Below are 12,824 nucleotides of genomic sequence, written 5' to 3'. Positions count from 1 at the left end.
CAAACAAGCCGTTTCCCTTTGCTGGAAGAAACGGCTTGTTTGTATTTAGTAGGCTTGCTTGTCAGGAATCACGCCTCGAACGCCGCCTTTTGGTTCCTCCACGTCGCCTTGGTAGCGTGGGATCAAATGACAATGGCAATGAAAGACCGTCTGTCCGGCAGCCTCCCCGCAATTGAAGCCGATGTTGAAGCCGTCTGGTCGATAGGTTTCCAACAAATAGGCTTTGCCTTCCTGCAACAAAGCCTGCATGTCTTGTAATTCCTCTTGGGTGAGGGCAAAATAATCCCTTCGATGTTCTTTGGGGATCAATAGCAGGTGTCCAGGGGTGACGGGAAACTTATCAAAGATCGCATAAAAGCGTTCGTTTTCAATGATCGCATGTTTTGAGGCAGTACAAAAAATACAAGTCAAAATCTTCCGCTCCTTTTTCTCAGCTAGATAGCGTATCGATACTTATCTTTAGTGTACCAAAAGCTGATTCGAAATGAAACACACGACAAAAAGCATGTCATTATGAGTCATTTGCGAGTAAAATGAAAAAAAGTTTGCTGATTCGCTTGACTTAGAGTGCACTTCAACCTGTATGCTTAGTGTAACTTAAAAAACAGGAGGACGAGCAAATGAACTATGTAAAATTTGGCAATACGGGACTTGATGTGTCACCATTATGTTTAGGGACAATGGGATTTGGCGATCCCAATAGTGGCTTTCATGAGTGGGTGTTAGAAGAAGCAGATAGTCGCGAAGTCATAAAAAAAGCCTTAGATCTAGGCATCAACTTTTTTGATACGGCAAATGTCTATTCTTATGGAGCGAGCGAAGAAATCGTCGGTCGAGCATTGAATGATTTTGCTCCGCGGGATGAGATCGTGGTTGCCACAAAACTGTATTCAAAAATGAAGCAACGGCCAAACAGTGGAGGGCTGTCTCGAAAAGCGATCTTTTATCAAGTCGAACAAAGCTTAAAACGCCTACAAATGGACTACATTGATTTGTATATCATCCATCGTTGGGATTACCACACGCCAATTGAAGAAACCATGAAGGCCTTACATGATTTGGTGGTTTCTGGAAAAGTGCGCTATATTGGTGCATCCGCGATGTACGCTTGGCAATTTGCCAAAGCACAAGCAGTTGCAGAGAAAAATGGCTGGACCAAATTTGTTTCGATGCAAAATCACTTAAACTTGCTTTATCGAGAAGAAGAGCGAGAAATGATGCCCTTGTGTGCCGATCAAAAAATTGCCGTGACGCCATATAGTCCTTTGGCTGCTGGACGTTTAACAAGAGATTGGGGTGCAGAGACCAAACGGTACTTAACGGATAAAACCGCCAATCAAAAGTACGACAAAACGATGGAACAAGACCGGGAGATCGTGGCACGAGTCGCAAAGATCGCTGACAATCACCAAAGCAAACGGTCGCAAATCGCCTTGGCTTGGTTATTGCAAAAAGAACAAGTGGTCGCACCAATTATTGGCGCAACAAAAGAAAGCCACTTATTGGATGCTTTACCTGCCCTTGATCTAAAGCTGACTGCCGAAGAGATTGCTTATTTGGAAGAGCCTTACTTGCCTCATGCAGTGGTAGGAGCGGAATAACGAGTAACAAAAGGGCTTCTGGCTCGTAGCATGTAAAACGATCTAGGAAAAAATGCAAAACAAGGAAGTGAAGTCATGAATATCAAAAAAGTCAGTGAACTGAGCGGTATCTCAGCTGATACCATCCGTTACTATGAAAAAATTGGCCTGATTCCGCCGGTCAAACGCAATAAAAACGGTGTTCGTGAATTTGATGATGACGACTTAAAATGGATCACCTTTACTAGGCAAATGCGTAATGCTGGACTATCGATTGATGGGTTGAGTCATTACCTGGCTTTATTTGAAGAAGGGCGAGGGACGGTTCCTGAGCGCAAGCAGCTCTTAGCAGAGCAAATTGCGGTACTCAGGGAGAAAATCTCAGATATGACGGAAGCTGTTGAACGTTTAGAATACAAACTAGAACATTACGACGAGCATGTTCTGCCGACAGAAGAACGATTGCGTCAACGAAAAGCCAATTTGGTCACTAAGTCTTAATGACTGAATTCGCTACTATGGAAATTGAAGCGTTCTGCTCAATGGAATCCAATAGAAAGGAAGCTTATGAAACGACTTGCGATTTTAGGTGCTGCTGGAACGATTGGGCAGCTGACACGCCAAACACTTTTAGAAAGAACCAATTTCTCCCTAGTACTCTATGCCCGCCAGGCAACGGAGCGTTTGCAACAGATTGATGCTGGGCGTGAGAAGATCATTGATGGTGACTTTCTCGATTTAGGACGACTCGTTCGGGCATTGCAAGGTTGCCAGTCGGTTTTTTTGACGGATATCCATGATCCGCGGGCAACGCTGCGGGTGATCGAGGCGATGAAATTAGCAGAGGTCAGCCAATTGATCAGTGTCGCACCAGAAAGAAACCTTTGTCATTCAGAGGCATTAAAGCAATTGGTGTCCGCAACTGATCTTTCCCTTTCCCCGAAAAAGCATCAGCTGTTATTGCAGCAAAAAAATCGCTTGATGTCCTATCAATTGATTAAAGGATCAGAATTGTCGGTTTACTTTGTTCATTTGCCGTCAGAGAAGAAACGTATGGCGAATAGAAGAGCATGGCGGGAATCTGTTGTAGAAGAAATCCTTTCCGCTTGTGATTGCTGTGCAGCTTAACAGCAATCTTAAAGGAATGAAAAAATAGCAGAATACTTTCTTGAATGTCAGAATCAATTTTTTCATGTTTTCATGAAAAAATTGGTTCTTTCTTTTACGATTTTTTTGATAGAATAGACAGAAGCTTTTATACATAAAAATAGTTGCCAGATCGAAAGGAGAACGTTGATGGAAACACTTATCAAAAAAAATCTTGCTTTATTGCTTGGGGTGCTATGGATCTGCATCGCATTAAACTTCTTCCTTTTACCTCACAGCATTGCTTCTGCCGGCGTCGGGTCGATTGGCTACCTCATCGAAACTGGCTGGTCGATCAATCGCCATATCGTTGTCTGGGGTATAAATTTATTGATGCTGGCCCTTGCGTTTTTACTTTTGAAACGAGAGGTCTTTGTCAATACGGTTATCGGTAGTTTGGCATTTCCCGTTCTTCTAGCACTTTTACCAGAAATTATGCTGCTGCGCTTTTATTCCATCTCATTGATTTTAGGTAGTTTCTTCTTTAGCTTCGGCATCTTTTCGCTCTACAAAATTGGTGCGTCTAATGGCGGCGTGACGATTCCGCCACTAATTTTGGAAAAATACTATGGCATTCGCAGATCTAGTGGGGTTTTCTTGACCAATTTGATCATCATCTTATTGAACCTTCTGATCTTTTCTTGGCAAGAAGCACTTATTTCTGCCTTTTCAATCTACTTGATTGCCTTCTTCATGCGGCTCTTCATGAGAATCGAACAAAAAATGCAGGCCAAGAAATCTGTGAAAGTCCAAGGAACAGCAAAATAGAGTAACATTTCAGAAGCAAAACATCGGTGCAAAAAATCTGCACCGATGTTTTTTAATATTTTCTTTTTCTTAGAACAGCTATGGAACCAGTCAAACAAGCGATGATCAAAAAGCAAGTTAACAACAGTGCTGGCAGCAGTTCCCCTAGTTTGATTTGGTCGGTTAAGTAGTTAGGAAATTGGCTGGAAAGGGAATATGGATTCCAGTTTGTTACTTGACTCCATAGGTTGCCTAACATGCCCATCAGATAACAGACGCCAATAAACAACAAACCTTGATAGATACTTTTAGCAAAGCTGGAACCTAGCAGCAGGATGCTGATTGCTAGTAAACCAAAAAGCCAATAGCTGACCAAAGCGCTAGGGACTTGAGCAGCGCTGGAATCATCGAAATAAATCATCGTATAAAAAGCACTGACACTGGCACTTATAAGGTAACTCAAAGACCAAAGAATCATTAAATAGCAAGCTTTTGCTATGACGATCGTGGTTTTTGGTAAGCCTCTGGTGATCAGCTGAATAAAGGTACCCTGATTTATTTCGGCTGAGAGCGTATCGGTAAAAAGAATCACAAATATTAGCAGGCCAATCGTGCCGATGTTGCTGTAAAACTGAAGCCACGCATCGATCGATGTCGGATCAGCAATCGTGATTTCAATCGATTCCGGCATCATACTGGCCATCAGATCTGGCATAATTTTGGCAGTAAAGGGAGAAAGCATACCAATCAGGGCAAACAGGATCAAGCAAATCAGTAGTTTTTTGCTACGAAGACCGCCGAGAAACTCTTTCTTTAAGAAAACAAGAAACGCATTCATTTGATCACCTCCAAATAAATCGACTCTAACGATGGTTCGATTCTTTGAAAGGATTCTGGGACAATGTGTTGTTCGTTCAGCAATTGTAGCAACTGTGAACCGATATTGGTTCCAGTTTGTTCATCGATCAGTAATTGATTGTTCTTTCTTTTCGCCGAAATGCCATGGATTGCTAACACTTTGGCAAATTTTAAATGGTCTCCTTCGTCGGTAAAGACAATCCCAAAGACGGTTTTTCGATAACGGTTTTTTAAGGAATCCATCGTTTCGAACGCACGGATCTGACCTTTGTGCAAAATTGCAATATAATCTGACAGCTGTTCGACATCTGCGAGAATATGAGAGGAAAAAAGCACTGTCGTTTCTTCTTTGATTTTTTCCAATACATCAAGAAATGCTTTGCGTCCGAGAGGGTCTAGTGCGGATGTTGGTTCATCACAAATCAAGATGGCCGGGCGGTTGATCAGAGCTTGGGCTAACCCTAGACGTTGCTTCATGCCGCGAGAAAAGCCAGCGATTTTTTGTTTCGAAGCTTCCAGGCCTACCAACTCTAAGACTTCCATCACTCGCTGAGGCTGAAAAGATTCTTTATTTGGCTGAATTTTTCCGCAGAAAGTCAAATATTCTACAGCTGTCATAAAAGAGTAAAACTGCGGCACATCTGGCAAATAGCCGATCCAGCGATTGGTCTTGGTTGAGCCAAATTGTACTGGTTCGCCACAGACAGTGATTTCGCCTTCATCAATAGGGAGTAACCCTAAAATCGCTTTCATAGTGGTTGTTTTGCCAGCGCCGTTTTCCCCTACAAATCCCACGACACTCCCTTTGGGGACCGAAAAGGATAGGTCTTGTAGCACTTGTTTGTGCCCAAAACGTTTGGATAAGTGATTGATCTCGATCATCTTCATTGTTGATCCCCTTTTCCAAAAGCAAAATAAAGGATAGGACCGATCAGGCTAACAAAACAGGCGATGAAGAGCCAAAGAATACGAGAGCCGAACTTAAATTGTTCTTGTTTTAAAATATCTCGAACTGCCAAAACGATCAAGATCAATTGCAAAAGAATCAGAGGGATCAGTATGGGCAAATAATCAGATATATTTTCTGGTACGTTTAGTGAAAAACTATTCATGTGAGTCACTCCTTTGCGAATTAGATACTTGTTCAGCCAGATTGCTCAAGCGCTGAAACAACTCTTTAAATGGGGGTTTTTCTTGATATGGTTCAAACAAGGGTGTCAGCTGTGCTATTGCAAGAAATTGTTTTTTGACACTACCTGAGTTACGCGGGATCTGACTCCCTAATTCTAATTCACTGATCCACTCATCGATGCTGTTGAAATAATCATCTCCTTTCAAAACGATTTCCTCTGGAGTAGCTTCTAATGTTTTGACATACAGCGTTAATGCTTGTAACAATAAGCTTTCTTTTCCTAAAGCAGCAAACGAAACCATCCCAGCGGCTAGAAAATTCAGTAAAGAGAGGGGATGCAATTCGGCCAGTTGGAAGCTCTCGCTGAGTGCCAGTCCACGTGCATAGGTTTTTTCCAGTTGCTCCTCGTCTTGTGTGAGCATTGCTAAATAATTCGTTAGCAAACTCATAAAAATAATTAAGTACTGGTAAATCGCACTTTGCGTAACGATCTCAGCTTGTTGCAACTGATTTTTTTGCTGAAATGCTGCGGCAATCAACGGTTCGCTAGGTAAAAAAGAGAGAGTTTTCGTGCCAAGGATCGCCAAGACTTCTTCTGGCTTGTTTCTCATCAGAAGACAATAAGCATCGATCTGTTTCGCTTGTTGTGCCAGCTCACTGTCTCCTTGGTCCATGATCCGTTGGTACAGGGTTTCTGCTTCCTTCAAATAGGTATTTTTCTTTGCTTCCATCAAAGCGTCTTCGTAAGTTTGCCCTTTCGGGACGCCTTCTACGGGGACATCCGGCAACAGATCCCAATGATTCAAGTAAAAGGACCCCATTTGTAATAAGAATGGATAACAAGAGTAATAGCGTTTGGTAAAACTTTGAGCAAGAGCGAGAACTTCCGTTGGTGTTTTTGTTTGGAAGGCGTCTTTTAATAATTGGTAGATTCGCTGGATCTCTTTAGGTGATAGCTGCGAATCTAAAATCAACAATTCATCGACGCTGCAATCAAAATACGCCGCTAATAAGGGCAGTGAAGTGATATCTGGATACGTCTGTCCCGTTTCCCATTTTGAAACGGATGCTTTTGACACGTTCATAAATGCTGCTAATTCTTGCTGCGTAACGCCTCTGTGTTTTCTTCTCCGGGCGATTTCCTCGCCAATTGGTAAGTCCATAGTACACCTCCGATAGGTTTGTTTGATATACTTCTATCATAAGAGGAGAAGGGATAACTTACAATGGATTACTAGTTAACTTTTGGTTGATTTGATTAACCAAAGGTTGATTATTAACGTAGGTGCCCCCATCTCTGGCAAAGAGATGATCTAGAAGGAGAGGCAGAATGATGAAAATTGTAGCAGCGATTGATTCCTTCAAAGGAAGCGCCACTTCCGCAGAATTAAATCAAGCGGTCTTAAGCGGGTTTTCAGACCAGTGGGAAAAATGTAGTATTCCCATCGCTGATGGGGGAGAAGGCTCAATGGCAGCAGTCTTTGCTGCGTTTGGAGGCAATTACGAAACGGTTCCAGTGACCGACCCATTAGGTGGTAAGTTGCAAGCCCGTATGTTGGTCACAAAAATCAATGAAGAAAAAATCGCTTTGATTGAATCTGCGGAAGTGATCGGATTGCAACTCGTGGAACCTAGTGACGAGACCACCCGCAATAGCTCTTCTTTTGGTTTAGGCCAAATGGTCTTAGCAGCTTGCAGACAAGGAGTGAAAAAGATTTACTTGACCCTTGGCGGTAGCGGCACTTCTGATGGGGGCGTAGGCTTTTTACTTGCGTTAGGAGCAACCATTCAAAGAAACGAGCGAATGGAAAACAATCCTTTGCTGCAGGCAGAATCTCTGGAGCTCAGCCAGTTGAACCCTCTGCTTGCACAAATTGACCTGTTTGCTTTAGCCGATGTAACAAATCCTTATTCAGGTGAACAAGGATTTGCGTCAGTTTTTGGTTCACAGAAAGGGGCAACCAAAGAAACGATCCAGCAGTTGGATCAACAAGCAAATCGTTTAGCTGAACACATCAAGCGGACCACGGGGATCGATTTGGAAGTCCCTGGTTCTGGTGCAGCTGGGGGCCTTGGTGGTGCGGTTTATTTGGCAGGTGGTCAGTTGGTTCCGGGATTTTCGACGATTGCTTCCTTGATTGGATTTGAGGAAAAAATCAAAGGAGCAGACTTATTGATCACCGGTGAAGGTCGTATCGATGGCCAAACAGCTAGGGGGAAAGTACCCTATGGTGTCGCTTTGCTCGCTCAAAAACGCCAACTCCCAATTGTTGCAATCTGTGGCTCCCGAACCGAACGTCTCGGTGAACTGTCGCAATTGCTTCCAACAGTCTTCAGTATCCAACAAGGACCAGTTTCCTTGGCAGAAGCGATGGGAAAAAAGCGAACCTTGATTAATGCTCAACAGACTGCTCAAGCCATCGCCGGCTTTGTGGAGCAGTGGCAAAAAAAGACCGGATCAGCTCCTTCAGAAGGCACTGATTTTCCAACCAAATAAGAAGCAAACACCAAAAAACTTCGTAGGGAAGGCAATAGCCAGTACGAAGTTTTTTGGTGTTGCGCCTTTTTAAGCCAAGGTGGCTTGTGCTTCAATCTCCACTTTAAATTCAGGGGCAACCAAGCCGGCAACGATGACGAGACTCATGGCCGGTTTGTTTTCTGCCAAAATGGTTGTGAATGCCGTACGGACAGCAGCTAAGTAAGCAGCATCCGTTAAAAAGACGGTCATTTTGACCACTGATGACCAAGACAGTTGATTGGCTGATAAATGCTCTTCGATTTTCTTCAAAACGATGGCTGTTTGCTCTTGCGGGTCCTCAGGTGTGGCTCCGTCTTGTGACGGCGTTTGACCAGAAATGAAAAGAAAAGGTCCCTGCGCGATTTTTGTATCGGTATAGATTGCCATTTATTTGGCTCCTTTCTTCTATCTTACCTTTGGATGATGGGGACAGATAGCAATTGATTGGGTGTGTCTTAGTTTACTTGATTACACCTGCAAAAACAATCAACAAACGTTTTCTGTTGGTTTTGTGAAACCACGGGACGAAGCCGCCCTTCCCCTTTAATAAAAACACTCATTTTTTTCAGGCTCCACTGAAATTATCGCCAGAATTTTATGGTTTTAATGTCTTATACTATGTTCAGATCAAATAAATAAACAAGGAGGAAAAAAATATGAATTGGTACAAAAACACAACAGAAGAACTATTACATACGTTGCAAACAACACGGCAGGGCCTTTCCTCCGAAGAACGCAACCAGCGTTTAGCAAAGCAAGGTGAAAATAAAATTACTGAGGCAGCGCAGATCCCTACATGGAAGAAAGTCGGCAAGCATTTTACAGACTTACTGATGTTGGTCTTAATCGTCGCAGCCGTCTTAAAAGGGGTTTCGGGTGATTATATCGAAAGCGGCATTATTATGGCGGTCGTCGTCATCAATGGATTAGTCGGCTACTGGCAAGAGCGTAAAGCCCAAGAGTCACTGGATGGGTTGAAGCAATTCATGGGGCAAGAAGCAACAATTTATGTTCATGGCCGCAAGAAGAAAATTGCTGTTTCTTCCTTAGTAAACGGAGATTTAGTCGTTTTAGGACCAGGAGATGTCGTACCAGCAGATATGCGCTTGATCGAAACCCATGATCTTGTGATTGAAGAGTCTATCTTAACCGGCGAATCTGAGCCAGTTCAAAAAATGACCGAACCCATTACTCAAGAAAGTACGATTGGTGACCAGCGGAACATGGCGTTTTCTGGTACCCATGTAGAAAGCGGAACTGCCAGCGGGATCGTCGTTGAAACAGGAGACGATACACAAATCGGCCAGATCAATCAAGCAATTCAGTCTGTGAAAGCGCAAGAAACCCCGTTGATCAAAAAAATGAAGCAATTGAATCACCAAATCTTTAAAGGCATTATCGGATTAGTGATTTTCTTGATCTTCTTTACTACCTTCCGCTACGGCTTTGATCTTGATCTCTTGTTCTCATCAGGTATCGCATTAGTTGTAGCAATGATTCCTGAGGGCTTGCCAGCCGTGCTGACCATGATTTTATCGATGGGTGTCAAGGAAATGTCTGAGGAGCAAGCAATCATCAAAACGATGCCATCAGTGGAGACACTAGGTGCCATGACGGTGATTTGTTCAGACAAAACAGGAACCTTGACCAAAAATGAAATGACGGTCGTCGATGTCTTAGTTGAGTCAAACGTGGATAAAGCAACGGTGCTTGATATCATGGCAAATTGTCAAGATTTGAAGCAAGACGAAGGACAAAAGGCGGCTGAACTCGTTGGAAACCCAACCGAAAAAGCCTTGTTACAATACGCAGAATTATCGCAGCAACCATTGCGTAAAACAGTCGATAAAATTCCTTTTAGTTCCTCTTACAAGTACATGGCAACACGCCATCAAAATCAAGAAGAGCCGAATGACTCGGTAGTGTTTGTCAAAGGTGCGCCCGAAGTGTTGCTTGAGAAAAGCCAACTGACTTCAGATCAAAAGCAATGGTGGTTTGATGAAAGTGCAAAATTAGCAGCGAAAGGGCAGCGACTGATCGGCTTTGCGCATCTGACGCTGTCGGCACAGGAGTCCTTGTCCCACGAAGCACTCATCAATTTAACCTTTGTTGGGATCGCTGGCATCATTGATCCTCCGAAAGACAGTGCCATCAAAGCAGTAAAAGAGTGCTTGCAAGCGGGCATCCAAGTCAAAATGATCACAGGAGATCATGGCAAGACCGCTCAAGCTATCGGCAAGCAAATTGGATTGAAGCACACGAATCACGTGTTGGAAGGGCTGGAAATCGATCTGCTGTCTGAGGAGGAGTTGCAGCAAGCAGTCCAAAAGACAGATATCTTTGCTCGAACGACCCCAGAGCATAAATTACGGATCGTTAGTGCTTTGCAGGCGAATGAAGAGATTGTCGGAATGACCGGCGATGGTGTAAACGATGCACCAGCGCTGAAAAAAGCCGACATTGGGATCGCTATGGGGATCAAAGGCAGTGAAGTAACCAAGCAAGCAGCCGATATGGTTTTGGCAGACGATAATTTTCATACGATCGCCAATGCCGTCCGAGTGGGTCGACGGATCTACGATAATTTGAAGAAAACCATCAACTTCTTCTTACCAACGGCTGTTGCACAAGGATTGATCGTTATTGCGGCTCTCTTGTTGAACCGACCACTGCCACTGACACCTGTACAAATTTTATGGGTAAATATGGTGACAACCATCACGCTTTCTTACGCACTCGGTTTTGAGAAGGCAAGTGCGGATGTCATGAATCGACCACCACGGCCAATCAAAGAAGGTATCTTATCTTGGTACAGTCTGTTCCGCATCTTCTATGTCTCGCTGTTAATCATGATTCCTTCCTACGTCTTAGCGATTCAGTTTGAAGGAACGGTCCTTCAACAAAGCATGCTACTGCAAAGTATCGTCTTTGCTCAAGCAGTCTACTTACTGAACTGTCGTGAGCTGGTAAAGCCGGCGTTGAATCGCCAACTCTTTGCCAATAAAGCACTCTTAGTCTCCCTGGCACTACTGATTGTATTGCAGGCAGCGATTTTCCTAACACCTATCGGACACCAGCTTTTAGGGATCGGTTCTTTGACGCTGATGCAGCAGTTGAGTATTGCAGCCAACGGGGCACTTCTTTTCACAGTCGTCGAAGGTGAGAAATTTATTACAAACAAGCTGCAAGGACGTCAAAAAGCTGCCCCAGTGAAACAATAAAGGCAGCTTGATGATTCTAGTGATAACTTAAATAATAGGTTTGAATGAGCTCAGTCACTTGATTGAGCTCATTTTTGGTCGGTACCATCGATAAATAAAAGACTGGGACAGGGGCATCATCTAATGGGAAGTTTGACAAAACAAAATCAACGTCGGTTGCCGATAGCCCTTCTAGTTGACCTGGTTCGATCGCCGATAGCAGAATACGTGCTCCGAGAAAGTCATTCAATTCTTGCATAAGGTAAGCTTTCCATGCTGGCTCCCCTTGAAAGATAAAGTATCCCTTTGCCCGGATAGGGTTGATTTGTAAAATAGCCTGTTGGATCAACAAGGTGGTGGTTGACCATAAAGGAAAACTCGTTTCCCTTTGACTGTTTGTCTGTTCTTCTAAAAAGTCATGGATCGTTGCTTCTATCGGTAGCGAATAGGGCTGATTCAAGCGCTGGATCTCGTGAAATTCTAACCCAAACCATTCTGAGAGTTTGGCAGACTCTTGCGTTTTGATCAAGAGCAGCAACAGATTCTCAATCAGCTGCGTCCCGCTAGCGAGAGGTAGCTGCAACGAGCGGGCTAATTGTTCGACAAAATGGGTCGTTTTATCGTGAATGGTTTGATACGTTTCAAGAGTCGCTTGAATCGTTTGGGACCAATCGTTATTGTAGTTCCAGCTTTCTAAAAAACAGTAGAAGCTAAAGAAGTGTTCGCTGCATTCTAAATATACGCCTTCTTTTTGGTAGAGATAACTTAATGGCTGTTGGAAAAGACCGTAGAGGGGATCATCCCCATTAAATTCGAAGGAATCCATGCGGCAATTGGCCTTGATACGGATTGTATTGATAAAAAACCAGCAAGTACCGAAGATTTGTTCTACGTCGATTTGGAGTTTATCTTTGCCCAGACGCTGTAAAAAATGTTGATAGTGGGACTCATGAATTGTATATTCCTCAAAAAAGTAATTGTTATGGGTATAAGGCAGTAAAAGTCGATGGAAAAAGACCCGAATATTGATCTCACTTCCTTCAAAGCGGATCACGCGATTTGTGATGCGAATCCGTAAGGAAAAATCCGTCAAACTTTTATTTAATTTTGTAATATGCCGCCGCAAAGTTTCATAGGAAGTTCCCGCTTGGCCAAGAATTTCTTGCGTGCTAAGTTCGCTGGAAAAAAGCAATGCTTTCATTAAAGAAACACCGATTGATTGAGGGAAAAACGTTTCCCATAGCTGACTCATCAACAATGGCCCATCATGGGTCAAAGCAAAGCCATTACTGGCGGCTTCAATCTGCCAACCTTCGGGTAATTGTTGACGAATATAGGTTATATCAGAAAAAACCGTTCGTTCCGTCGTATCGATCAATTTTGCTAGTTGCTTGGCAGTGATCATTTTGTGATTCGCCAGTTGTTCCAAGAGAAGGATCTGACGTAATAAATCCTTCTCGGTAATGATTTTTTTCATCATCCCATCCATGACAAAAACTTCCTTTCTGAGTCTTTCGTGTTCTTTTTGATTTTATACGAAAAAGGCAAGTTTTGCTATTTCCAATTCACCGAATGATGTTTTTCTATTAAAAAAGATGGAATGGGTATCCTTCTGAGTAACTGTCTAAAGGAATGAGGTTTTT

13 protein-coding genes are annotated in these 12,824 nt (G+C 43.2%); 6 read left to right on the top strand and 7 right to left on the bottom strand.

All coding sequences use genetic code 11. The annotated features are described in order from the left end of the window. Positions 1 to 45: 45 nt before the first annotated feature. Complete coding sequence (locus tag IGJ12_RS10345) at positions 46 to 447, bottom strand: HIT family protein (protein WP_430619589.1); 402 nt, start codon at positions 445 to 447, stop codon at positions 46 to 48. 173 nt (positions 448 to 620) lie between these two features. Between IGJ12_RS10345 and IGJ12_RS10340 the strand changes: the two genes are divergently transcribed. From IGJ12_RS10340 to IGJ12_RS10325, 4 genes are all read left to right on the top strand, one after another. Beyond that, entirely contained in the window at positions 621 to 1,601 is a 981-nt protein-coding gene (locus IGJ12_RS10340; RefSeq protein ID WP_005235260.1) for an aldo/keto reductase, read from the top strand. Positions 1,602 to 1,676: 75 nt separating this feature from the next. Continuing rightward, positions 1,677 to 2,081: a MerR family transcriptional regulator gene (locus IGJ12_RS10335; protein ID WP_061054285.1), complete on the top strand. Its 405-nt coding sequence runs from the start codon at positions 1,677 to 1,679 to the stop codon at positions 2,079 to 2,081. Positions 2,082 to 2,147: 66 nt separating this feature from the next. Next, the gene (locus tag IGJ12_RS10330; RefSeq protein ID WP_061054284.1) at positions 2,148 to 2,708 is read left to right on the top strand and encodes an NAD(P)H-binding protein; all 561 of its coding nucleotides are present in this window, start codon (positions 2,148 to 2,150) and stop codon (positions 2,706 to 2,708) included. A gap of 168 nt (positions 2,709 to 2,876) precedes the next feature. Further along, on the top strand, positions 2,877 to 3,494 hold the full coding sequence (locus IGJ12_RS10325) for a YitT family protein (RefSeq protein ID WP_008378566.1): 618 nt from the start codon (positions 2,877 to 2,879) through the stop codon (positions 3,492 to 3,494). A gap of 52 nt (positions 3,495 to 3,546) precedes the next feature. Here the strand turns inward: IGJ12_RS10325 and IGJ12_RS10320 are convergent, their stop codons facing one another. Genes IGJ12_RS10320 through IGJ12_RS10305 form a run of 4 tightly spaced genes read right to left on the bottom strand, consistent with a single transcriptional unit; the run spans position 3,547 to position 6,626 of the window. Continuing rightward, entirely contained in the window at positions 3,547 to 4,311 is a 765-nt protein-coding gene (locus IGJ12_RS10320) for an ABC transporter permease (RefSeq protein WP_061054282.1), read from the bottom strand. Then, positions 4,308 to 5,219: an ABC transporter ATP-binding protein gene (locus tag IGJ12_RS10315; protein WP_008378547.1), complete on the bottom strand. Its 912-nt coding sequence runs from the start codon at positions 5,217 to 5,219 to the stop codon at positions 4,308 to 4,310. The genes IGJ12_RS10320 and IGJ12_RS10315 overlap by 4 nt, the downstream gene beginning before the upstream one ends. Then, the gene (locus IGJ12_RS10310) at positions 5,216 to 5,443 is read right to left on the bottom strand and encodes a PLD nuclease N-terminal domain-containing protein (protein WP_005235274.1); all 228 of its coding nucleotides are present in this window, start codon (positions 5,441 to 5,443) and stop codon (positions 5,216 to 5,218) included. The genes IGJ12_RS10315 and IGJ12_RS10310 overlap by 4 nt, the downstream gene beginning before the upstream one ends. Further along, positions 5,436 to 6,626, bottom strand: coding sequence for a helix-turn-helix domain-containing protein (locus tag IGJ12_RS10305; RefSeq protein ID WP_061054280.1), 1,191 nt, complete (start codon positions 6,624 to 6,626; stop codon positions 5,436 to 5,438). The genes IGJ12_RS10310 and IGJ12_RS10305 overlap by 8 nt, the downstream gene beginning before the upstream one ends. A gap of 167 nt (positions 6,627 to 6,793) precedes the next feature. On the opposite strand from IGJ12_RS10305, the gene IGJ12_RS10300 reads away from it, so the two are divergent. Continuing rightward, complete coding sequence (locus IGJ12_RS10300; protein WP_430618979.1) at positions 6,794 to 7,960, top strand: glycerate kinase family protein; 1,167 nt, start codon at positions 6,794 to 6,796, stop codon at positions 7,958 to 7,960. Positions 7,961 to 8,029: 69 nt separating this feature from the next. Here IGJ12_RS10300 and IGJ12_RS10295 read toward each other — a convergent pair whose 3' ends face one another. After that, positions 8,030 to 8,368, bottom strand: coding sequence for a RidA family protein (locus IGJ12_RS10295; RefSeq protein WP_016613408.1), 339 nt, complete (start codon positions 8,366 to 8,368; stop codon positions 8,030 to 8,032). 269 nt (positions 8,369 to 8,637) lie between these two features. On the opposite strand from IGJ12_RS10295, the gene IGJ12_RS10290 reads away from it, so the two are divergent. Then, positions 8,638 to 11,202 (top strand): HAD-IC family P-type ATPase, encoded by a 2,565-nt coding sequence (locus tag IGJ12_RS10290; protein ID WP_430618978.1) that lies wholly within the window; start codon positions 8,638 to 8,640, stop codon positions 11,200 to 11,202. A 16-nt stretch (positions 11,203 to 11,218) separates the two neighbouring features. Here the strand turns inward: IGJ12_RS10290 and IGJ12_RS10285 are convergent, their stop codons facing one another. Beyond that, positions 11,219 to 12,670, bottom strand: a complete 1,452-nt coding sequence (locus tag IGJ12_RS10285; protein ID WP_005235280.1) for a helix-turn-helix domain-containing protein — start codon at positions 12,668 to 12,670, stop codon at positions 11,219 to 11,221. Positions 12,671 to 12,824: the final 154 nt, after the last annotated feature.

The sequence above is a fragment of the Enterococcus sp. DIV0802b genome, assembly GCF_050543535.1.
In the GTDB taxonomy this organism is placed as follows: domain Bacteria; phylum Bacillota; class Bacilli; order Lactobacillales; family Enterococcaceae; genus Enterococcus_D; species Enterococcus_D entomosocium.
Note: the sequence above shows the minus strand (reverse complement) of the source record. Positions and strands in the feature narration are given on the sequence as shown.